Here is a 22,037-nt window from a genome sequence, read left to right on the forward strand (position 1 = left end):
CGCTTCCCGCATATGGTTCGGCAAAGGATGCCGGCGAGCATCACAACGGGCGGGAAACGATGCGGACATACGAGCCTCAGGACGAAGGCGAGGCGCAAGCCATCGTCGCCGATGCGGCCGGCCGCGCCGAGCCGATGCGCCTCGTTGGCGGGGGCACCAAGGCCGCCATCGGCCGCCCTGCGCAGGACGAATCGACCCTCTCCTCCCTGAAACTCTCCGGCGTCACCCTCTACGAACCGGCCGAGATGGTGGTCGCCGCCCGCGCCGGCACTCCCCTCGCGCAGGTGCAGGCCCTGCTGGCGGAACGCGGCCAGATGCTGCCCTTCGAGCCGATGGACCACCGCATCCTGATGGGCTCGGGCGGCGAGCCCACCTTCGGCGCGGTGGCGGCCACCAACAATGCCGGACCGCGCCGGATCAATGCGGGCGCGGCCCGCGACAGCCTGATCGGCGTCCGCTTCGTCAACGGGCGCGGCGAGGCCATCAAGTCCGGCGGGCGGGTGATGAAGAACGTCACCGGCCTCGACCTCGTCAAGCTCATGGCCGGCTCGTGGGGCACCCTCGGCCTCCTCACCGAGGTGACCTTCAAGGTGCTGCCGGTGCAGGAACGGACGGCAACCCTGGCCTTTTCCGGCCTGGACGACGCCACGGCGGTGGCGGCCCTCAGCGCTGCCCTCGGATCGCCGTTCGAACTCACCGGCGCCGCTCACCTGCCGAGCGGCCTCGACGGGCCGAGCCCACGCACCCTGATGCGCCTGGAGGGCTTTTCGGACTCCCTCGATTATCGCCTCGGCGAGTTGCGCAAGCTCCTGCGGCGCTTCGGCGAGCCGGAGATCATCGAGGACGGGATCGGCGCCGTCCTGTGGGCTGCCATCCGCGACGTGATCCCGCTGACGGAACCGCGCGCGGCCGCCGTATGGCGGATTTCCACCACGCCGACCAAAGGACCCGCCGTCACCGCCGCCATCGCGGCGCGGCGCCAGGCGCGCTGGTTCTACGATTGGGGCGGCGGCCTCGTCTGGCTCGCCACCTCTTCCGAGGGCGATGCCGGCGCCGAGACCATCCGCGACGTCCTGCGCTCCACCGGAGGCCACGCCACCCTGGTGCGGGCGCCGGACGCGGTCCGCGCGGCCACCGCCGTCTTCGAGCCCCTGTCCGATCCCCTGCTGCGGATGACGGCCGGGATCAAGGCGGCCCATGATCCGAAGGGGGTGTTCAACCCCGGCCGGATGTATGCGGGCATCTGACCGGTGCGCGGCGAGCGCTCGTGGGGAGCGCGTCCGCCGGTCTGTGCCATCCGCGCCGTCGGGGTGCGGCAGGCTGCCGCTTAGAGCCGTTCCAAGCCTCGGCTTCCGCCCGAATTCCTTCTAAGCTGCGGGAAACAGCGCCGTGCGGTGGAAAATCGCCGGGCGGGCTGACGTATCGGGACCCCGAGGAAACGCCGTGCAGACCAATTTCAGCCTGACGCAGCTTGCCGAGCCGGCGATGGCGGCGTCCGAGAAGATCCTGCGGACCTGCGTGCATTGCGGGTTCTGCACCGCCACCTGCCCGACCTATCTCCTCCTCGGCGACGAACTCGATTCCCCGCGCGGTCGCATCTACCTCATCAAGGACATGCTGGAGGGCGGCAAGCCGGCGACGCCCGAGGTGGTCAAGCATGTCGACCGCTGCCTGTCCTGCCTGTCCTGCATGACGACCTGTCCGTCCGGCGTGCATTACATGCACCTCGTGGATCACGCCCGCACGCATATCGAGGAGACCTATCGCCGGCCGTTGAGCGACAGGCTCCTGCGCAGCGTGCTCGCCTTCGTGCTGCCGTATCCGAACCGCTTCCGCCTGGCGCTCCTGGCCGCCAAGATCGGCTCGCCGTTCCGGCCCCTCGTCGCGCAGTTGCCCCGTGTCGGCAACCGTCTCGCGGCGATGCTCGACCTCGCCCCCGCGCTCCTGCCCAACCGCACCGTCAACGACCGGCCCGGCACCTTCCCCGCCGACAACCGCGCGCGGGAAGCCAGCGCCCTGCTCCAGGGCGAGGCCGCGCCCGCCCGCGCCGGACGGGTCGCCCTCCTGCGCGGCTGCGCCCAGAGCGTGTTGCGGCCGGATTTCAACGAGGCGGCGGTCCGGCTTCTCACCCGCCACGGCGTCGAGGTGGTCCAGGCGAAGGGGGAGGGGTGCTGCGGCGCGCTCACCCACCATATGGGCAAGTCCGAGACCTCCCACGCCCAGGCCAAGCGCACCATCGATGCCTGGATCGCCGAGATGGACGGCGACGGCCTCGACGCGATCATCGTCACGGCCTCGGGCTGCGGCACGACGATCAAGGATTACGGCTTCATGTTCCGCGACGACCCGGCCTATGCGGACAAGGCGGCGCGGGTCTCGGCCCTCGCCAAGGACGTCACCGAATACGTCGCCAGCCTCGGCCTGATGCCGCCCCTGTTCGAGAGCGACCTCGTGGTCGCCTACCATTCCGCCTGCTCGATGCAGCACGGCCAGGGCATCCGCACCGAGCCGAAGAACCTGCTCAAGAAGGCCGGCTTCACCGTGAAGGACGTGCCCGAGGGCCATATCTGCTGCGGCTCGGCCGGCACCTACAACATCCTCCAGCCGGAGATCGCCGGGCGCCTGCGCGACCGGAAGGTGGCCAATATCGAGCGCATGCGCCCCGATCTCATCGCCACCGGCAATATCGGCTGCGCCACGCAGATCGGGAACGGCACGCGCATCCCCATCGTGCACACGGTGGAACTGCTGGACTGGGCGACGGGCGGGCCGAAGCCGGCGGTACTGGAAGGATTGGGCGGGACGCGGGTGCTGGAGGCGGCGGAGTAGGCCCGAAGTGGCGCCTACACCTCCGCATTTCGCCTAGACCTGCGCATGTCCTGTCGACGGGTCGGATCGGCCGCGGACGGGAAGAGGGGGCTCAGGGCATTCCGGGTTCGCTCACCGGAATCCAGCGATAGCCCGTCCCTCGCGGTTCGACATGGCCGAGCGACGGGAACGCGGTGTGATAGCCCGCCACCAGCAGCCTTTCGGTGGCGGCCATCGCGTAGATCGCCCGACGGGTCGCGATGCCCTGATCCTTGTCGAGATCGAACAACGCGTGCCATTCGGGGTGAATCAGGGATGCCACCTCATGATGGGCGCAATCGCCCCACACGAGCATCCGTTGCCCCTCGCTCTCGCAATGGAAGGCAAGGTGCCCCGGCGTGTGCCCGAAGGCGGCCACCACGTCGATGCCGGGCGCGACCGTGTCGCCGGGTCCGACGAAGCGGATGCGTTCGCGCAGCGGGACGAGGTGGCTGCGCACCACCGCTGCCGATCGGTAGGTGTTGCTGTCCGCCGGCGCCGACAGGCGCTCCTCCGCGGTCCAGAAGCGGTATTCCGCCTCTCCCACGACGTAGGCCGCGTTGGGAAATTGCGGAACACCGCCGTCCAGGAGGCCGCCGATATGATCCGTATGGCAATGCGTGATCACCACGAGGTCGATCGTCTCCGGCGCAATTCCGGCGCGCCGTAGCGCCTGACCCAGCCGCCCTCCCGCCGGCCTGGGGATGAAGCCGACCTCGCCGTTTCCGGTATCGAAGAGGATGCGCTGTGTGCCGGTCTCGATCAGCGTCGGGGTGAAGCCCGGCGTGAAGCGGTCCGGGGCAAGCCGGTTCTCCCGCATCAGCGCTTGCACCTCCTCTCTCGGGCGGTCCTCGCCGACGATCGGCCATGGCCCGTCGATGGTCTCGTCCGCATCGAGCAAGGTGGTGATGGTGAAGGCGCCGAGCCGGATGCGCCGCGACGCCGACGCCTCGGCCAGGGCGGCCGCACCGGCCAGGGCCGGCCTCGCGCCGGAAAGAGCGAGGCCCGCGAGGGCGCCCGTGACAAGGCGGCGGCTCAATGTGATCATCGTCGCAGGATCTCCGGCTGACCCCGCCGCGCCGGTGGGCCGCGAGGCGGGGATGACCGGCCTAGCGCGTGGGGAGGGGACACCGCTTGAACGAACGTGCTGCCCCCGCCCTCGGCCCCCTTTGGCACGTCGAGGGCGGGCATACCTTCTTTGCCGGACCGCTCGCCTACAACGCCAGCCACCAGCATGGTGCGCCGGTCTATCTGGCGGGCCTGTATGGCCCCTTCCGCATCCGGTTCAGGCCCGGTCCGTGGATCGCCTGCCGCACGGCTTTCGTCCCGGCCGGGATGCGGCACGAACTCGATTGCGCCGGCGACCCCCTGGCCGTGCTCTATCTCGAGCCGGAGGCGGGAGCGCGGGCTCTTCTGGGCCTGATCGCCGCCGGCGAGGACATCGACGGGGCACGCGTCGCCATGCGGGGTGAGATCGAGCCCTTGCGTGCGCTCTACGAATGCCCGCGCGCCACGGTCTGGGCCGGGCAGGCCATCGCCGATCTCGCCGGTTTCGCGGTGCGCCGGAACGGACCGACGCTCGATGGGCGCATCGCCCGGATCATGGCCGACCTCGGCACCTGCCAGGACACGGGCATGTCGGCACCGCGCCTCGCGGCCTCCGTCGGGCTGTCATCCTCGCGGATGCAACACCTATTCACCCGCGAGGTCGGAGTTCCGTTCCGGCGCTATCGGTCGTGGCTGCGCATGCGGCGGGCTATCGACGCCGTCATTCGGGGTGAAACCTTCACGGGAGCGGCCCACGATGCGGCGTTCGCCGATCAGGCCCATTTCGCCAACGCCTTCCGCGAGACGTTCGGCGCGCCCGCCTCGGCGAGCCTCGTCGGTATCCGGCGTCCATAGACGCCCACGGCTTCAGTTCGGCCGGCGCACTTCGGCCAGCACGAACACCCGGATCGCCGAGGACAGGTTCTGCGCGCCCCGCGCTTCGTCGATCTCGCCGATCAGCACCTGAACCGACTGCCCGCGGGCGGCGGCGATCTCGCGCAAAGCCTCCCAGAACGGCGTCTCCAACGACACGCTGGTCCGGTGGCCGGCGATCATCACCGAGCGTTTGGTGGTGCCGGTGGTCATCGGGCGCGCAACCCTCCCCCCTCTGCGGGGGAGGGTGCCTGCGGAGCAGGCGGGAGAGGGGGCGACCTCTCCGGAGATGGCGCTCCCCTCTCCCGACCCTCGCTCACGCGCGAGAACTCGATGGCCTTCTTGGCCTCGGCCAGGGTCCTGGCCTTCTTCGGCAGGCCGAAGGCGATGCGGTTGTCCTCCGCCTTCGCCTCCTTCTCGGCCCGCGCCTTGCCCTTGCGGACCGAGCGCAGGTTGATGATCTCGGCCATGAGCTTCCCCGTCAGTCGACGCTCGGTGCCAGCATGGTCTCGGGGCGCACGACGCGGTCGAACTCCTCCTCCGTGACGTAGCCGAGGCGCAGGGCCTCTTCCTTCAGGGTGGTGCCGCGCTTGTGCGCGGTCTTGGCGATCTCGGCGGCCTTGTCGTAGCCGATGGAGGGGGCGAGCGCCGTCACCAGCATGAGCGAGCGGCTCATCAAGTCGGCGATCTTGTCCTCGTTGGCCTTGATGCCGACGACGCAATTGTCGGCGAAGCTCACGGCCGCATCGGCGAGGATGCGGATCGATTGCAGCACCGCGTTGGCGATGACCGGCTTGAACACGTTGAGCTCGAAATTACCCTGGGAGCCGGCGAAGCTCACCGTGGTGCCGTTGCCGATCACCTGGGCGCAGACCATGGTCAGGGCCTCGCACTGCGTCGGGTTGACCTTGCCCGGCATGATCGACGAGCCCGGCTCGTTCTCCGGCAGGGAGAGTTCGCCGAGGCCCGAGCGCGGGCCGGAGCCGAGGAAGCGGATGTCCTGGGCGATCTTGAACAGGCCCGCCGCCAGGGCGGACAGCGCGCCCTGCGTGAAGACGAGGGCGTCGTGGGTGGCCAGCGCCTCGAACTTGTTGGCGGCCGAGGTGAAGGGCAGGCCGGTCAGCTCGGCGACCTTGGCCGCGAACTTCTCCGCGAATTCCGGATGGGCGTTGAGGCCGGTGCCGACCGCCGTGCCGCCCTGCGCGAGAGCAAGCACGCCCGGAAGCGTCGCCTTCACCCGCTCGGTGCCCAGCGCCACCTGCGCGACGTAGCCGGAAAATTCCTGGCCGAGGGAGACGGGCGTCGCGTCCTGCAAATGGGTGCGCCCGATCTTGACGATGTCGGCGAATGCCTCGGACTTCGCCTGGAGCGCGTCGTGCAGGTGCTTCAGGGAGGGCAGCAGCCGGTCGTTGATCTCGCGCGAGACCGCGATGTGCATCGCCGTGGGGAACACGTCGTTGGAGGATTGGCCGCGATTCACGTGGTCGTTGGGGTGGACCGGCGACTTGCCGCCGCGCTTTCCGCCGAGCAGCTCGTTGGCCAGGCTCGCGATGACCTCGTTGGCGTTCATGTTCGACTGGGTGCCCGAGCCCGTCTGCCAGACCACGAGGGGGAATTCCTGGTCGTGCTCGCCCGACACCACCTCGGCGGCGGAGGCGGCGACGGCCTGGGCCACCTTCGGGTCGAGGGCGCCGAGATCCTGGTTCACCAGGGCGGCGGCCTGCTTCACCATCCCGAGGGCATGGACGAGGGGGGCCGGCATCTTCTCGGTGCCGATCTTGAAGTTCTGGATCGAGCGCTGGGTCTGCGCGCCCCAGTAGCGATGGGCCGGAACCTCGATGGGGCCGAACGTGTCGGACTCGGTCCGGGTGGCGGACGTTTCGGTGGGGCTTTCGAGCGGCGACATCGTGGCCTCTTAGATGGCGGGGTATGCGGCCCTACTTAAACGGTGCGGCCGAAAACCGCGATGGTGCTTTCTTTCAAAGGCGTCACAGGTCCGTGCCGGAGTCAGGCACGCTCCGGGACGAAGCGAGGACGATTGCCGATGCCGTTGGACGCCGCGACCCTGGAGCCCGACGCCCTCCCGCGCTTCCGCCCCGTCGTCCCGCGCCCCCGGCGCGAACAGCCGGGGTTGCTCGCCTTCCTCAAGGCGGTGCGCGCCAACCCGATCACCACCTGGCTCGACGAGCATTTCGTGGAGCCCGTGGTGGCGCGCGAAGGCGCGATGGGCCGCGTCACCGTGGTCAGCGACCCGGCCCTGATCCGCTACCTGTTCGTGGAGAACGCCGCCAACTACCGTAAGGACGACCTGCAGCGCCGGGTGCTCGCGCCGGGGCTCGGCAACGGCCTCCTCACGGCGGAGGGCGAGGAGTGGAAGCTGCAGCGGCGCACCCTGGCGCCGATCTTCTCGGCCCGCCACGTCCTCGGCTTCGCCGCCCCCATGAACGAGGCGGGCGCGCGAATCGGCCGCCGCCTCGCCCGGCGCGACGCCACCACCGTCGACGTGCCCCTGGAAATGACCCGCGTCACCCTCGACGTGCTGGAGCGGACGATCTTCACCGAGGGTCTTTCCAGCGACCCCGATGCGCTGGGCCGCGCCATCACCCGGTTCCTCGAATCGGTCGGGCCGGTGGACCCGATGGACGTGTTCGGCGTGCCGGCTTTCGTGCCGCGCATCGGCCGGCTCCGGGCGCGGCCGGCCATCCGCTTCTTCGAGGAGGTAGTGAACGCCCTCATCGCGCGCCGGCGCACCCAGCTCGACGCCGGAACGGCCCCCTCCGACCTGCTGACCCTGCTGCTTCAGGCGCAGGACCCGGAAACCGGCAAGGGCCTCAGCGATCTGGAGGTCAAAGCCAACATCGTCACCTTCATCGCCGCCGGCCACGAGACCACGGCGAACGCGCTCACCTGGGCGCTCTATTGTCTGTCGCAGGATCACGAGGCCCGTGCCCGCGTCGAGCGCGAGGTGGATGCCGTGCAGGGCGACGGGTTCGATGCCGACGCGCTCCCCTTCACCAAGGCGGTGATGGAAGAGACGATGCGGCTGTTCCCGCCGGTGCCGTTCCTGAGCCGTCAGGCCATCGCGGAGGATCGGATCGGCCGGATCAAGATCCCCAAGGGCTCGCTCATCATGGTGGCGCCCTACGTGCTCCACCGCCACCGCACCCTGTGGGACGATCCCGAGGCGTTCATGCCGGAGCGCTTCCTGCCGGAGAACCGGGCCACCGTTCAGCGCTTCTCCTATCTGCCGTTCGGCGCAGGCCCCCGCGTCTGCATCGGCCAGAGCTTCTCGCTGCAGGAGGCGGTGATCGTGCTGGCGCACATCGCCCGCGCCGCGCGCTTCTCGCTGTCACCCGACCACGCCCCCGTCACGCCGCTCCAGCGGGTGACGCTGCGGCCGGAACATGGCTTGCGGATGCAGGTGGAGCGGCGGGGCTGAGACTCGCTACGGCGGGTCGCGGATCACCGTCCGCTACGCTGTGCAAATGTCCGAGAGAGGCGGGCGGGGTCTCACGACCGCGGTCGCGCAGACTCAGTGTAACCCACGTCCCTTCCCCAGACGGCTACGGCACTCACACAATCCGCGGGTTTCCTCTCCTTCCAGAGAGGGAGCCCGTCGCGCTTCACGCCGAACCCTCTTGAATAACGGGAACAGCCGTCGAGCAATTGCGTGAATCAAGTAGCCCCGGACGGGTGGAGCGAGGCACAGCCCGATTCGTCGGGCATCGCGAAAAGCAGCGAAGCGACTTTAATCTCAGCTCTTCTTCCGGAAAGCGTCGAGGCTGACGACTTCGGCACCAGCTTCGCCGCCGTCGGGCTTCTTGGCCGCGGGGCGCGCCGCCTTGCCGTCGGGACCGTCCCCGGTCTTGTCGAGGTTCTGGCTCGCGCCCTGCGCGGGGAGGAGCTTGGGCACGCTGGCGCCGATCGCCGAGACGGCGTTGCCCTTCGGCATGATCTCGCTCGGCTCGGAGGCCGCGCCCCGCGTGGCGTTCTTCGTGCCGTGAGGTTGCGGCGCATCGTCCTGCGCGTCCTCGTCCGCCGCCTCGTTCAGGTCGAACTTGAGGCCGAACTGGACCGAGGGGTCGAAGAACCCGCTCAAGGCGTCGAAGGGCACGAGCAGGCGCTCGGGAACCCCGGAGAAGGACAGGCCGACCTCGAAGGAATGCTCGGTGACGCCGAGATCCCAGAACTGATGCTGGAGGACGATGGTCATGTCCTGGGGGTACTTTTCCCGCAGGCGCTGCGACATCCGCACCCCCGGCGCCTCCGTCCGGAACGACACGTAGAAATGGTGCTCGCCGGCGAGACCTTCGCGGGCCGCGTCGGTCAGCACCTTGCGCACGACGCCGCGCAGGGCATCCTGAACCAAGAGGTCGTAACGGATGAGATCGTCTGCCATCGCTTGTCGCTTTGCCCGGTACCTGCCGGAATGTCGCGCCGACGGCGCACCGGGTCGGTGAATTGACGTGAAGGCTTGCCGGACTCGGGCGCCGGTTTCAATCGCGCCGTTCCCACCGTGGTCTCCACGGGGGGCGGTGAATTGACACCGTATCCACGTACCCGGGATTCTGGTGAAAGCGCCGGGATCGAGCGGCCTCGGCCGAAGATTGTCAGGCACCCAGTTCGGCCTCTCGACCGAACGACACGAATATAGAGGGAGAGGCGTCGCTTTTGAAGCCCGATCCTGACGTGGAGTTGTCCGACGACCGGGCAATCGGCGCAATGCTGGCCGCCACCGGTGGCGCGCGGCCGCGCCGGTCCCCGATCCGCCTCGCCGCGGCGGCGTTTCGCGATGCCATCGGCCTCGTCCTGGCGACCCTGTTCGTGATGCTCGCGGCGGCCATCGCCGCCCTGCTCGTCGTGCGCGTCGGCGCGGACATCCTGCAGGGCATAGACCCGTTCGCCACCGAGGCCCGCCGCCCCCGGTTGTATCCGCAGCAGCTGGTCCTGCGCGAGGTGGCGAGCGATATCCTGCGCCAGTGCCTCATCGTCGCCATCGTCATCGGCGCGGCGATCCGGTCCGGTGGCGAGGCGTGGCGCGCCAGGCTCGCGCTGACCCCCGTGGAGGCGCCTGGCCTCGCGCCCTCGCGGCTTCTCGCCATCCTCCTGCTCTGGCCGTTCCTCCACATCCTGTGGGTGATCGGGACGGCGGAGGTCTTCCACATGGCCTTCGGCCGCAATGTCGGCCTGTCGCCGCTGCTCAGCAGGACCGGAGCCATCGCCTGGCTCGCCTTCACCATCGTGCTGGCGCCGGTGGCGGAAGAGGTGCTCATGCGCGGGGCGATGTTCGAGCGGGCCTCGCGCTTCCTCAAGCCGTGGGGTGCGATCCTCTCCACCTCCGCCCTGTTCGTGCTGCTTCACATCCAGGTCGGCAGCATCGCCCGCCCGGTCTCGCTGATTCCCCTGGCCCTGATGCTCGGCTGGCTGCGCTGGCGGACCGGGCGGCTCTGGCCCTGCATCCTGCTGCACGTCTGGAGCAATCTCGCCGTGGTCGCCTACTTGCTGTGGCCGGCGCCCGCCTGACGCTCGCCTCGCGGCCCCGTTCGCGGTATCGCGGGAGATGCAACACGGGACCCCGATGCACGCCTATCATCAGCTTCTCGAACGCATCCTCTCCGAGGGAACGCGCAAGGACGACCGGACCGGCACGGGGACGCTCTCGGTCTTCGGCCACCAGATGCGCTTCGACCTGGCGGAGGGCTTTCCCCTCGTCACGACGAAGCAGCTGCACCTGCGCTCGATCATCCATGAATTGCTGTGGTTCCTCACCGGCGACACCAACGTGCGCGCCCTGCAGGCCAACGGCGTCACGATCTGGGACGAATGGGCCGATGCGAACGGCGATCTCGGGCCGGTCTACGGGAAGCAATGGCGTTCGTGGGCCAAGCCCGACGGCGGCGCCGTGGACCAGATCTCCTGGCTCGTGGACGAGATACGGCGAAACCCCGATTCGCGCCGGCTGATCGTCTCGGCCTGGAACCCGGCCGACCTCGACAGGATGGCGCTGGCGCCCTGCCATTGCTTGTTCCAGTTCTACGTCGCCGACGGCCGGCTCTCGTGCCAGCTCTATCAGCGCTCGGCCGACGTGTTCCTCGGCGTGCCGTTCAACATCGCCTCCTATGCGCTGCTCACGGCGATGATCGCCCAGGTGACGGGCCTGGAGCCGGGAGACTTCGTCCACACGCTCGGCGACGCCCATCTCTACGTGAACCATCTCGAACAGGCCCGGCTGCAGCTCACGCGGGAGCAGCGTCCTCTGCCGCGCCTCGTCCTCGCCCCGGAGGTCCGCTCGGTGTTCGATTTTCGATTCGAGGACATCGCCATCGAAGGGTACGAACCGCATCCCGCCATCCGCGCGCCGGTGGCGGTCTGATGGCGTCCGACATCCATCGCCCCCGCATCAGTCTCATCGCGGCGGTGGCCCGCAACGGGGTCATCGGCCGCGACAACGGCCTGATCTGGCGCCTCGGCAGCGACCTGCGCCGCTTCAAGGCGCTGACCATGGGCAAGCCGGTCCTGATGGGCCGCAAGACCTACGAATCGATCGGCCGGCCGCTGCCGGGCCGGCGCATCCTCGTGCTGACCCGCGACCGGTCGTTCTCGGCCGCCGACGTGGCCGTCGTCCACGATTGGGCAGGCGCCCTGGCGGCGGCGGGGGGGGCGGAGGAGCTGATGGTGGCGGGGGGCGGCGAGATCTATGCCCTGGCGCTGCCCCATGCCGACCGCATCCACTTCACCGAGGTCGAGATCGGCCCGGAGGGGGATACGGTGTTCCCGGCCTACGACGCGGGGGATTTCCGCGAAGTCTCGCGTGTCGCGCATCCGCCTGGCGAGCGGGATGAATGCGGCTTCGCGTTCGTTGATCTGGAACGGGTCCGGTAACTCTACGCCGCGACGCATCGCGCAAGAGCGCTCGGCGCTGTTGCCTTTCCTCTTCGTGATGCCCACTTGCCAGCCTTGACAGGACGGAGTGGCGACACTCAGTACCGTGGGACGGATCGGCCCGAGGCGAGAGCGCGGCGGGCCGCCTTCGAACGACACTGCCTCAGCAGGAGATATCGGCGAGCATGCCTTGGAGCAATCAAAGCGGCGGCGGTGGCGGCAACGGGGGAGGGCCCTGGGGCCGTGGCGGCGGCGGCAATGGAGGCGGGGGCGGCCCGTGGGGTAGCGGCGGCGGTGGCGGCGGCGGAAAGACGCCTCCAGACCTCGAAGAGATCCTCCGTCGCGGCCAGGACCGCCTACGCGGGATCATTTCCGGCGGGTCCATGGGCGGCGGCAAGGGTGTCGCCGTGGCCGGCGGCATCGTCCTGTTCATCTGGCTCGCCACCGGCATCTACACGGTCGCGCCTCAGCAGGTCGGCATCGAGACGATCTTCGGCCGCTACACGAACACCACCGGGCAGGGCCCGCATTACAACTTCCCCTATCCGATCGGCGCGGTGACGAAGCCGAATGTCGGGCAAGTGAACAGCGTCCAGATCGGCTACCGGGCCGGCGTCGGGTCGCAGTCGCGGTCCCGCGACCTGCCCGAGGAGAGCCTGATGCTCACGGGTGACGAGAACATCGTCGACCTCGATTTCGAGGTGCAGTGGCGCATCAACCCGCTGAAGGCGTCGGACTTCGTCTTCAATCTCGAGAACCCCGAAGGCACCATCAAGGCGATCTCCGAGAGCGCCATGCGCGAGGTGATCGGTCGCCGCAACATCCAGGCGATCCTCACCAACGAGCAGTCCAGCGTGGCCCAGGAGGTCAAGGAGATCACCCAGAAGGCCCTCGACGAGTACGGCGCCGGCGTGCGGATCGAGGTGGTCCAGCTCGTGGCGGTCAATCCGCCGCCGGATGTCAGGCCCGCCTTCATCGACGTCAACGCCGCCCAGCAGGATGCCGAGCGCGCGCAGAACGAAGCCCGCACCTATGCGAGCCGCGAGGTTCCGCAGGCGCGTGGTAAGGCCTCGCAGATCGTGCAGGCGGCCGAGGCCTACAAGACGCAGGCGACGGCGGATGCCACCGGTCAGGCGGCCCGCTTCCAGCAGGTCTACGAATCCTACAAGCTCGCACCGGCGATCAGCCGTGAGCGTATCTTCCTCGAAACGATGGAGCGGGTCCTGGGCTCGGTCAACAAGGTCATCATCGACCAGAACGGAACCGGCGTGGCCGGTGGTGCAACCGGCGCGGGCGTCGTTCCGGTGCTTCCGCTGACCGAATTCGGCAATCGCAACGCCAATCCGGGAGCCGCCCGATGAACGGTTCCGCACTCCGCACCGGCGGCGTCTTCCTCCTGGCGGTGATCGCCGTCGCCCTCTACGCCTCGGTCTTCACCGTGGGCCAGATGCAGCAGGCGCTGGTGATCCAGTTCGGCCGTGTCCGCACGGTCCTCAACCAGACGGGCACCGAGAAGCCCGGCCTCTACTTCAAGGTCCCGTTCATCGAGAACGTCGTCCTGTTCGACAAGCGCGTCCTCGACCTCGACCTCCCGGTCCAGACGCTCCTGACCGCCGACAGGCAGAACCTCGAAGTCGATGCCTTCGCGCGCTATCGCATCATCGATCCGCTGCGCTTCTACCAGTCGGCCAACAACGTGCTGCGCGCCAACACGCTGCTGGCGAGCTTCACCAACTCGTCGTTGCGCAACGTTCTGGCCCGCTCGACCCGTGACGCCATCGTGCGGACCGAGCGCTCGCACCTGATGAACGTCATCCAGGGCGACGTGAACACCCAGGCCAAGGAGCTCGGCGTCGAGATCGTCGATCTGCGCATGACCCGCGTCGATCTGCCGGCGCAGAACTCCACCGCCGTCTACAAGCGGATGATCACGGAGCGGAACCGCGAAGCCGCCGACATCCGCGCCAACGGCGACCAGATCTCGGCGACGATCAAGGCCAAGGCCGACCGTGACGTGACGGTGGTCCTGTCCGAGGCCAACCAGACCGCCGAGACCCTGCGCGGCCAGGGCGACGGCGACAGGAACCGCATCCTCGTCGAGGCTTTCGGGAAGGATGCGGATTTCTTCGCCTTCTACCGGTCGATGCAGGCCTACGAGACGAGCCTGAAGGGGCCGGAGACGCGCCTCGTCATCAACCCGAACTCGGACTTCTTCCGCTACTTCAACGATCCGCAGGGCCGCGCTCCGGCAACCGCCCCGCGGGCCACCGGAGCGGCGGATGCGGGCGCAACGACCGGCACGGCTCGCTGAAGCCCGGCCTCATCGCCCGACCGACCCTTGATCGTCCGCCACGGCGGACGATCTAATGCCTCGTTCCAACAAGAGGTCGACCATGATTTCCGCTGCGGGCGCCACGACGGCGCGACGTCCCCGGGCATTCCGCCACTCAGCGCGCTCGGCCTTCGCCGCCCTGTCGCTCGCCACCACGGTGGCCATCACCGGCCTCGCCGGACCGGCTCTCGCCAAGGGACCCGAGTCGCTCGCCGACCTGGCCGACAAGGTCACCGACGCGGTGGTGAACATCTCGGCCTCCACCACGGTGGAAGCCAAGGCGCCCGGCCGGACGATGCCCCAGCTGCCCCAGGGCACGCCGTTCGAGGATCTCTTCGAGGAGTTCTTCAACAAGCGGGGCCAGCGCGGCGACGGGGATTCCCCGCGCCCTCAATCGCGCAAGTCGAATTCCCTCGGCTCGGGGTTCATCATCGATGCCTCGGGCATCGTGGTGACCAACAACCATGTCATCGGCGACGCCAACGACATCCAGGTGATTCTGCACAACGGCACCAAGCTGAAGGCCGAGATCATTGGCAAGGATCCCAAGATCGATCTCGCCGTCCTGCGGGTAAAGCCCGAAGCCGACAAGCCGCTGAAGGCGGTGCCGTTCGGCGATTCGGAGAAGATGCGCCCCGGTGACTGGGTCATCGCCATCGGCAACCCGTTCGGCCTCGGCGGCTCGGTCTCGGCCGGCATCGTGTCCGCGCGCGGGCGCAACATCGAATCCGGCCCCTACGACAACTACATCCAGACCGACGCGGCCATCAACAAGGGCAATTCCGGTGGCCCGCTGTTCAACATGGACGGCGAGGTCATCGGCATCAACACGGCGATCCTGTCGCCGACAGGCGGCTCGGTGGGCATCGGCTTCGCCGTTCCCTCCGCCACCGCGTCGCAGGTGATCGACCAGCTCCGGGAGTTCGGTGAGGTCCGCCGCGGCTGGCTCGGCGTGCGCATCCAGAACGTCGACGACGCCACCGCCGATGCCCTCGGCCTCAAGGGCGGCGCCAAGGGCGCGCTCATCGCGGGCGTCGACGAGAAGGGCCCTGCCAAGACGTCGGGCCTCGAGATCGGCGACGTCATCACCAAGTTCAACGGGACTGTGGTGAAGTCGTCGAGCGACCTTCCGCGCATCGTCGCTTCCACGCCGGTGGGCAAGGTGGTCGAGGTCATCGTGGTCCGCAAGGGCACCGAGACGACGAAATCTGTCACCCTCGGCCGCCTCGACGACCCGGAGAAGCCCCAGCTCGCCAACGCCAAGCAGCCGGAGGCGGCCGAGCCCGCCATCCGTCAGGCTCTCGGACTCAACCTGTCCGGGATCACCGACGAGCTGCGCCGCCGCTTCAGCATCAAGGACAGCGTGAAGGGCGTGGTCGTGACACGCGTCGACCCGAATTCCACCGCCGCCGACAAGCAGATCAAGCCCGGCGAGGTCATCGTGGAGGTCGGTCAGGAATCCGTCTCGTCCCCCGCCGACGTGACGAAGCGGGTGGATCAGCTGAAGAAGGAGAACCGCAAATCGGTTCTCCTCCTCGTGGCGGCCGCATCGGGCGACGTTCGCTTCGTGGCGATCGGTCTCGAATAGGCACCGTCTTCATCGAAAGCATCGGCCCATTCCGCACGCGGGATGGGCCTCGCTCTGCCGTCGAGGCGGGACATTCGCCTTGTGCGACTCGCCGTCCGGCGCGTAATCTGATCTCGACGCTATAGAGACCAGCAACCGATGACGGCGGTCGCCTTCGACACCTTGAAATTCGCCCGCTCCCTTCGCGAGAAGGCGAAGCTGTCGTCCGAACAGGCCGAGGGCCTCGCGGACGCGTTTACGGAACTGTTTCAGGGCGACATCGCCACGAAGTCCGATATCGGATCGGTGAAAGTCGACATCGAGGCGCTCCGCTTGTCGACCCGAGCGGATATCGAAGCGCTCAAGATGTCCACGAGATCAGACCTTCGCGAAGCCGAGACACGGCTGGAAGCGAAGATCGAAGCCACGAAAGCCGATATCATCAAGTGGATGTTCGGGACGATCGGCTTTCAGACCCTGATCATTCTCGGCGCCGTCATCGCATTGGCACGGATCATCCGCTGACCGGCCGGTGCTAGGCGACGAATTCGTTCGCCCCGTAACCCTGCAGGTAGAGAAGCGCGGTCAGGTCGCCGTGGTCGATGCGGACATCCGCCGCCGCCGCGACCTTGGGCTTGGCCCGGAACGCCACGCCGAGGCCGGCCTCGCCGAGCATATCGAGATCGTTCGCTCCGTCGCCCACCGCCAGCGTGTCCGCACGGTCGAGGCCGAAGCGCGAGCGCAGGGCGATGAGCGTCGCGCGCTTGGTCTCCTTGCCGACGATGGGCTCCAGCACCTCGCCGGTGAGATGGCCGTCCTTCACCCCGAGGGTGGTGGCGTGAGCCTCGTCGAAGCCGATCGTCGCCGAGATCGGTCCCGTGAACAGGGTGAACCCGCCGGAGACCAGACAGGTATGGGCGCCGTTGGCCTTCAGAGTCCGGACGAGGACGCGCCCCCCCGGTGTGAGGGTGATGCGGTCCCGGATGAGATCGTCCACCACGCCGACCGGCAGATCGCGCAGCAGGGCGACACGCTCGCGCAGGGCCGGCTCGAAGGAGATCTCGCCGCGCATGGCCCGCTCGGTAATGGCGGCGACGCGGTCCTTCAGGCCGATCGTGTCGGCGAGCTCGTCGATGCATTCCTGCTCGATCATGGTCGAATCCATGTCGGCCAGGAACAGCCGTTTGCGGCGGTGGGCGCCGGAGACCTGCACGGCAACGTCGAACGGTTCGGCGGCAAAGGCCGCCCGTAGCCGCCGCGCCATCGCGGAAACGTCGTCCCCGGAGCCCGGAAACAGGATCTCGGCCGCTACCTCGCCATGGAGGATGCGCGGCTGATGGTCGGTCCGCAGCACGGAACGGGCTTCCGCCAGCACCGCATCGGTGATGGCGGGCCGGCTCTCGTTTGCTATCAGGGTCGCGACGAGGGTCATCGGGGAGTGTCCACGCCTTGCCGCCGGTCACGGACGGATCACACAGACAGGCGCCCCCGGCAGCGATCCTCATCGCAGGGCCCACCGCCTCGGGCAAGTCCGGCCTCGCGACGGAACTCGCGCGCCGTCACGACGGCGTGGTGATCAACACCGATTCCATGCAGGTCTATGCCGACCTGCGACGGTTGTCGGCGCGGCCGAGCGCCGAGGAGGAGGCGCTGGCGCCTCACCGGCTCTACGGCGAGGTGGATGGCGCGGTGAACTACTCGGCCGGGCACTTCGCCCGCGATGCCGCGCGCCTTCTCGTCAAACTGAACGGCCGACTTCCGATCTTCGTCGGCGGCACCGGCCTGTATTTTCGCGCCCTGGAGGAGGGTTTGTCCGACCTGCCTCCGGTCCCGGAGGCGATCCGAACCGCCCTTCGCGCGCGGGCCGAGGACCGGGCCACCGACCTGCTGCATGCCGACCTCGCGGCGGTCGATCCCGCCGGGGCGGCGACCCTGCGGCCCACCGACCGCGCCCGGATCATGCGCGCGCTCGAAATCTTCGCCGCCACCGGGCGGCCGATCTCGGCGTTTCACGGCGAGCGCGTCGCCGGGCCGCTGGCGGGCAAACACCTGGTCAAGCTGTTCCTCGCTCCCGAACGCGAGACCCTGCGCGCCCGGATCGACCGACGTTTCGTGGCGATGATCGAGGCAGGTGCCCTCGACGAAGTCGCGGCCCTGCGGGAGCGCCGCCTCGATCCGCTCCTGCCGATCATGCGCGCCCACGGCGTGCCGGCACTCATCGCCCATCTCGACGGGACGATCCCCCTCGCCGAGGCGATCCAGCGCGGGCAGGGCGATACGCGGCGCTACGCCAAGCGGCAATTCACCTGGTTCCGCCACCAGATGGGCGAGGACTGGGCCTGGACGGATCCCGACGCGGCCCTCGCCGTGTCGACGAGCCTCATTTCTCCAGGCGGGCGATGAGGCTCGACGTATCCCAGCGGTTGCCGCCCATGGCCTGCACGTCGGCATAGAACTGGTCGACGAGGGCGGTGACCGGGAGCTTGGCGCCGTTACGCCGGGCTTCGAGGAGGAGGATGCCGAGATCCTTGCGCATCCAGTCGACGGCGAAACCAAAATCGAATTTTTCGGCATTCATGGTCCGGCCGCGATTCTCCATCTGCCAGGAACCGGCCGCGCCCTTCGAGATCACGTCGAGCACCGCATCCACGTCGAGTTCGGCGCGCTTGGCGAAGTGGATCGCCTCGGACAGTCCCTGGACGATGCCGGCGATGCAGATCTGGTTGACCATCTTGGTGAGCTGGCCGGAGCCCGCGGGTCCCATCAGGCGCGAGGCCTTGGCGAAGCTGAGGATCGCGGGCTCGACCTTGGCGTAGGTGGCCTCGTCCCCGCCGCACATCACGGTCAGCGCCGCGTTCTCGGCACCGGCCTGTCCGCCGGACACCGGAGCGTCGATGAAGCCGAGGCTAAGTACGGACGCGGCCTGGGACAGTTCGCGTGCCACCTCGGCCGAGGCCGTGGTGTGATCGACGAAGATCGCGCCCTTCTCCATTCCGGCGAAGGCGCCGTCCTCACCCAGCGTCACGCCGCGCAGGTCGTCGTCGTTGCCGACGCAGGCGAAGACGATCTCCTGCCCCGCCGCCGCCTCGCGGGGCGTCGCCGCGAAGGCGCCCCCATTGGCCTTCACCCAGGCTTCCGCCTTGGCCGTCGTCCGATTGTAGACGGTGACGGAATGGTCCTTTTTGGCGAGGTGACCCGCCATCGGGCCGCCCATCACGCCGAGGCCCAGGAACGCGACCTTCGCCATCATCCGTCTCCATCCGTCATTTCGTTGGAGGCGGGTCTAGATACGATGGCCGGAGGGGTCAAACGCCAGACGAAATCAGCCGCCGGTGACGCTCATGTGGCGCGGCACGGCGGCCGGACGGGCGCGCTCGATGACGAAGTCGTGGCCCTTGGGCTTGCGCGCGATGGCATCGGTGACGGCCTGCGTGACGAGGGCGTCGTCCGGCGAGGCGCGCAGGGCATGGCGCAGGTCGGCGGCATCCTCCTGGCCGAGGCACATGTAGAGCTTGCCGGTGCAGGTGAGACGGACCCGGTTGCAGCTCTCGCAGAAATTATGGGTCAGCGGCGTGATGAAGCCGAGCCGCCCGCCGGTCTCGGCGATGCGCACGTAGCGCGCCGGTCCGCCGGTCCGGTCGGGCAGGGGCACCATGGTGTAGCGCTGCTCGAGACGGGCGCGGGCGACGGAGAGGGGCAGGAACTGGTCGGTGCGGTCGCCCTCGACCTCGCCGAGGGGCATGACCTCGATGAGGGTCATGTCCATGCCGTCGCCATGCGCCCAGGCGATCATGTCGGCGATCTCGTCCTCGTTGACGCCCTTCAGCGCCACGGCGTTGATCTTGACCTTGATCCCGGCCTTGCGGGCCTTCTCGATCCCGTCGAGCACTACCTTGAGGTCGCCGCGCCGGGTGACCGCGCGGAACTTGTCGGGGTCGAGGGTATCGAGGGACACGTTCACGCGCTTGACGCCGAGCTCGGCGAGCTCCGGGGCGAAGCGACCGAGCTGCGTCCCGTTCGTCGTCATCGTCAGCTCTTCGAGAGCGCCGGAGCCGAGATGGCGGGACAGCCGCCGGAAGAGATGCATGATGTCACGGCGCAGCAGCGGCTCGCCGCCCGTGATCCGCAGCTTGCGCACGCCCCGGTCGATGAACACGCCGCAAAGCCGGTCCAGCTCCTCGAGGGTGAGCAGGTCGCGCTTGGGCAGGAACTGCATGTCGTCCGACATGCAGTAGACGCAACGCAGGTCGCAGCGATCCGTCACCGAGATGCGAAGGTAGGTGATCGCGCGCTGGAAGGGGTCTATCAAAGGCGCGGGTGCCTTCGATGCGACGCGTTCGGCTAAGGCAACACCCATAGGGGACTCGGGACTCGGGCCTGGGGGGACTTCCGGAGCGTGGTCGCGCGGTGAACCTAGCATGTCCGGCATATGAGGCGCGACGGCGGATAGGGCAAGCATACTCGGACGCATGCCCCCTGCGCTCTACACATATATTGCATCCCACCCGCTTTCGGGCATGAGATTTCTCGCATGAGCCAGCATCACGCCGATCCCCACTCCACCGGCCGGCAGGTCGCTCCGCCGGAGCGGTGGCCCACCGAGATCCGCTTGTCCGGCGACAAGCGCACGCTCAACGTGTCCTTCGAGGATGGCGGCAAGTTCGCCCTGCCCGCCGAGTACCTGCGCGTGTCCAGCCCCTCGGCGGAGGTGCAGGGCCACTCGCCCTCCGAGCGCAAGGTCATCGGCGGCAAGCGCGACGTGGCGATCCTCTCGGTGGAGCCGGTGGGCAACTACGCGGTGAAGCTGACCTTCGACGACATGCACGATACCGGGCTGTTCGGTTGGGGTTATCTCTACGATCTCGGCCGGGAATACCGGAACCGGTGGGCGACGTACCTGTCCGAACTCGAAGAGCGCGGACTCGTGCGCGACGCCGCCCGTCGTCCGGCCGCCGGCCCCAAGGGCGAGCCACCGAAGAGCGAGGGAAGCTGCGGCAGCGGGTGCGGATGTCACTGACCGCCACCGCCGATTCCACCCTCGGGGTGACGCCGGTTCCGGCCACCAGCCGCCGCATCCTGGCTCTGGCGCTACCGATGACGCTGGCCAACGTCACCACCCCGCTCCTCGGCTTCGTCGGGGCGGCGGTGATCGGGCGGCTGGGCGATCCCGCGCTTCTCGGTGCCATGGCACTGGGGGCGGTGATCTTCGATGCGGTGTTCTGGTCGTTCGGCTCGTTGCGCATGGCGACGGCGGGGCTCACCGCCCAGGCGGTGGGCGCGCGCGATGCCGGGGAGGTCGACCGTATCCTCGCGCGCTCCCTGGCGGCGGGCCTCCTCGTCGGCCTCGTCATCGTCGCCGCACAGGTGCCGATCGCGGCCGGGGCCTTCGCGCTGAGCGGCGCCAGCCCGGCGGTGATCGCGGGGCTCGCCACCTATTTCCACATCCGCATCTTCGCGGCACCCTTCACCCTGGCGAACTACGCCATCCTCGGCTCGGTGCTGGGGCGCGGGCGGACGGATCTCGGCCTCCTGCTGCAGGTGGCCATCAACCTCGTCAACATCGCGCTCACCCTCGTCCTCGTGCTGTGGGCCGATCTCAGCGTCGCGGGCGCCGGCATCGCCACCCTCCTGGCCGAGGCCGCCGGGACCGCCCTCGGTCTCCTTCTCCTGGCCCGGCTCGGGTCGCGGCCGTTCTCGGTGCCGTTCCGCGTCGTTCGCGATCCCTTGGCATTGGCGCGCATGCTCAGCGTCAATGCCGACGTGATGATCCGGACCCTGCTCCTCGTCGGCGCCATCGCCCTGTTCTCGGCCCTCGGCGCTCGCTCGGGCGACGTGGTCCTCGCGGCCAATGCGGTGCTGTGGAATCTCTTCCTCATCGGCGGCTTCTTCCTCGACGGGTTCGCCACGGCGGCCGAAACCCTGTGCGGGCAGGCGGTGGGCGCCCGCGACGAGGCCGGGTTCCGCCGGGCGGCGCGGCTGAGCCTCGTCTGGTGCGTCGCCTTCGGCCTGGCGGTGGCGGCGCTGTTCCTGGCCTTCGGGGCGGCCTTCATCGATACCGTGACCACGAGCCCGGAGGTGCGCGAGACGGCGCGCGCCTATCTCGTCCCCGCCGCCCTCGCGCCCCTCGTGGCCTCGGTGCCCTTCGCCTATGACGGGATCTATATCGGCTCGACCTGGACGCGGGCAATGCGCAACCTGATGATCGCGGCCACCGGCATCTACGCCGTCGCCATCGGCCTCGCCCATGCGGGCGGCTTCGGCAATATGGGCCTCTGGCTCGCCTTCCTGACGCTGCTGGCCGCGCGCGGTGCCAGCCAGGCCCTGGCCTATCCGGGCCTGGCACGGCGGACCTTCGCGAAACCGTCGGGCGCCTGATCGTCGCACCGGACGGCTGCCGTTCAGCTTCGATGGATAAGGTCCGGCCCTCTCACCTGCCGGGAAACGGAAGCGGGCTTGGCCCGCGCCGCCCCATCGGAGTCCCCCGTGCCC

General features: G+C 68.8%; 22 protein-coding genes. 14 read left to right on the forward strand and 8 right to left on the reverse strand.

Features of this window, described 5'->3' with window-relative positions:
• Window positions 1–59: 59 nt before the first annotated feature.
• Complete coding sequence (locus tag ASF08_RS09155) at window positions 60–1,247, forward strand: FAD-binding protein (protein WP_056144086.1); 1,188 nt, start codon at window positions 60–62, stop codon at window positions 1,245–1,247.
• A gap of 196 nt (window positions 1,248–1,443) precedes the next feature.
• Window positions 1,444–2,829 (forward strand): heterodisulfide reductase-related iron-sulfur binding cluster, encoded by a 1,386-nt coding sequence (locus ASF08_RS09160; RefSeq protein WP_056144091.1) that lies wholly within the window; start codon window positions 1,444–1,446, stop codon window positions 2,827–2,829.
• A gap of 91 nt (window positions 2,830–2,920) precedes the next feature.
• On the opposite strand, the gene ASF08_RS09165 is transcribed toward ASF08_RS09160, so the two are convergent.
• Window positions 2,921–3,895 carry an MBL fold metallo-hydrolase gene (locus tag ASF08_RS09165; protein ID WP_056144094.1) on the reverse strand — a complete coding sequence of 325 codons (975 nt, stop codon included), beginning with the start codon at window positions 3,893–3,895 and terminating at the stop codon, window positions 2,921–2,923.
• Window positions 3,896–3,981: 86 nt separating this feature from the next.
• On the opposite strand from ASF08_RS09165, the gene ASF08_RS09170 reads away from it, so the two are divergent.
• The gene (locus ASF08_RS09170; protein WP_056144097.1) at window positions 3,982–4,749 is read left to right on the forward strand and encodes a helix-turn-helix domain-containing protein; all 768 of its coding nucleotides are present in this window, start codon (window positions 3,982–3,984) and stop codon (window positions 4,747–4,749) included.
• A 12-nt stretch (window positions 4,750–4,761) separates the two neighbouring features.
• On the opposite strand, the gene ASF08_RS09175 is transcribed toward ASF08_RS09170, so the two are convergent.
• The 3 genes from ASF08_RS09175 to fumC are packed head-to-tail and all read right to left on the reverse strand — an operon-like array spanning window position 4,762 to window position 6,673.
• Window positions 4,762–4,980: a ribbon-helix-helix domain-containing protein gene (locus tag ASF08_RS09175; RefSeq protein WP_056144100.1), complete on the reverse strand. Its 219-nt coding sequence runs from the start codon at window positions 4,978–4,980 to the stop codon at window positions 4,762–4,764.
• The gene (locus tag ASF08_RS25750) at window positions 4,977–5,237 is read right to left on the reverse strand and encodes a DUF4169 family protein (protein ID WP_056144103.1); all 261 of its coding nucleotides are present in this window, start codon (window positions 5,235–5,237) and stop codon (window positions 4,977–4,979) included. Before ASF08_RS25750 ends, ASF08_RS09175 begins: the two co-directional genes overlap by 4 nt.
• 11 nt (window positions 5,238–5,248) lie before the next feature.
• Entirely contained in the window at window positions 5,249–6,673 is a 1,425-nt protein-coding gene (gene fumC / locus ASF08_RS09185) for a class II fumarate hydratase (RefSeq protein ID WP_056144106.1), read from the reverse strand.
• A 138-nt stretch (window positions 6,674–6,811) separates the two neighbouring features.
• Between fumC and ASF08_RS09190 the strand changes: the two genes are divergently transcribed.
• On the forward strand, window positions 6,812–8,206 hold the full coding sequence (locus ASF08_RS09190) for a cytochrome P450 (RefSeq protein WP_056144107.1): 1,395 nt from the start codon (window positions 6,812–6,814) through the stop codon (window positions 8,204–8,206).
• 315 nt (window positions 8,207–8,521) lie between these two features.
• Here ASF08_RS09190 and ASF08_RS09195 read toward each other — a convergent pair whose 3' ends face one another.
• Window positions 8,522–9,166: an SspB family protein gene (locus ASF08_RS09195; RefSeq protein ID WP_056144110.1), complete on the reverse strand. Its 645-nt coding sequence runs from the start codon at window positions 9,164–9,166 to the stop codon at window positions 8,522–8,524.
• 272 nt (window positions 9,167–9,438) lie between these two features.
• Here ASF08_RS09195 and ASF08_RS09200 point away from each other — a divergent pair, with 272 nt between their 5' ends.
• From ASF08_RS09200 to ASF08_RS09230, 7 genes are all read left to right on the forward strand, one after another.
• Complete coding sequence (locus ASF08_RS09200) at window positions 9,439–10,290, forward strand: CPBP family intramembrane glutamic endopeptidase (RefSeq protein WP_244474489.1); 852 nt, start codon at window positions 9,439–9,441, stop codon at window positions 10,288–10,290.
• Window positions 10,291–10,345: 55 nt separating this feature from the next.
• Complete coding sequence (locus ASF08_RS09205) at window positions 10,346–11,140, forward strand: thymidylate synthase (protein WP_018042567.1); 795 nt, start codon at window positions 10,346–10,348, stop codon at window positions 11,138–11,140.
• Complete coding sequence (locus tag ASF08_RS09210; RefSeq protein ID WP_200931841.1) at window positions 11,140–11,649, forward strand: dihydrofolate reductase; 510 nt, start codon at window positions 11,140–11,142, stop codon at window positions 11,647–11,649. Before ASF08_RS09205 ends, ASF08_RS09210 begins: the two co-directional genes overlap by 1 nt.
• 185 nt (window positions 11,650–11,834) lie before the next feature.
• Entirely contained in the window at window positions 11,835–13,010 is a 1,176-nt protein-coding gene (gene hflK / locus ASF08_RS09215) for an FtsH protease activity modulator HflK (protein ID WP_056144114.1), read from the forward strand.
• Complete coding sequence (hflC, locus tag ASF08_RS09220) at window positions 13,007–13,960, forward strand: protease modulator HflC (protein ID WP_018042570.1); 954 nt, start codon at window positions 13,007–13,009, stop codon at window positions 13,958–13,960. Before hflK ends, hflC begins: the two co-directional genes overlap by 4 nt.
• A gap of 82 nt (window positions 13,961–14,042) precedes the next feature.
• Window positions 14,043–15,569, forward strand: coding sequence for a Do family serine endopeptidase (locus tag ASF08_RS09225; protein ID WP_056144115.1), 1,527 nt, complete (start codon window positions 14,043–14,045; stop codon window positions 15,567–15,569).
• A 138-nt stretch (window positions 15,570–15,707) separates the two neighbouring features.
• Window positions 15,708–16,073: a hypothetical protein gene (locus ASF08_RS09230; protein ID WP_056144119.1), complete on the forward strand. Its 366-nt coding sequence runs from the start codon at window positions 15,708–15,710 to the stop codon at window positions 16,071–16,073.
• Between the two features lie 10 nt (window positions 16,074–16,083).
• On the opposite strand, the gene serB is transcribed toward ASF08_RS09230, so the two are convergent.
• On the reverse strand, window positions 16,084–16,980 hold the full coding sequence (gene serB, locus ASF08_RS09235) for a phosphoserine phosphatase SerB (RefSeq protein WP_056144124.1): 897 nt from the start codon (window positions 16,978–16,980) through the stop codon (window positions 16,084–16,086).
• A gap of 17 nt (window positions 16,981–16,997) precedes the next feature.
• On the opposite strand from serB, the gene miaA reads away from it, so the two are divergent.
• Complete coding sequence (gene miaA, locus ASF08_RS09240; protein WP_056144126.1) at window positions 16,998–17,951, forward strand: tRNA (adenosine(37)-N6)-dimethylallyltransferase MiaA; 954 nt, start codon at window positions 16,998–17,000, stop codon at window positions 17,949–17,951.
• Here the strand turns inward: miaA and ASF08_RS09245 are convergent.
• Complete coding sequence (locus ASF08_RS09245; protein WP_056144717.1) at window positions 17,929–18,795, reverse strand: NAD(P)-dependent oxidoreductase; 867 nt, start codon at window positions 18,793–18,795, stop codon at window positions 17,929–17,931. The genes miaA and ASF08_RS09245 overlap by 23 nt on opposite strands.
• Window positions 18,796–18,870: 75 nt before the next feature.
• Window positions 18,871–19,905: a GTP 3',8-cyclase MoaA gene (moaA, locus tag ASF08_RS09250; protein ID WP_056144129.1), complete on the reverse strand. Its 1,035-nt coding sequence runs from the start codon at window positions 19,903–19,905 to the stop codon at window positions 18,871–18,873.
• Window positions 19,906–20,079: 174 nt separating this feature from the next.
• Here moaA and ASF08_RS09255 point away from each other — a divergent pair, with 174 nt between their 5' ends.
• Entirely contained in the window at window positions 20,080–20,565 is a 486-nt protein-coding gene (locus ASF08_RS09255) for a gamma-butyrobetaine hydroxylase-like domain-containing protein (protein WP_056144133.1), read from the forward strand.
• A complete protein-coding gene (locus ASF08_RS09260; protein ID WP_056144136.1) occupies window positions 20,556–21,923 on the forward strand; it encodes an MATE family efflux transporter in 1,368 nt (455 codons plus the stop codon). Before ASF08_RS09255 ends, ASF08_RS09260 begins: the two co-directional genes overlap by 10 nt.
• Window positions 21,924–22,037 lie beyond the last annotated feature (114 nt).

It is taken from the genome of Methylobacterium sp. Leaf85, from assembly GCF_001422125.1.
Lineage (GTDB): Bacteria > Pseudomonadota > Alphaproteobacteria > Rhizobiales > Beijerinckiaceae > Methylobacterium > Methylobacterium bullatum.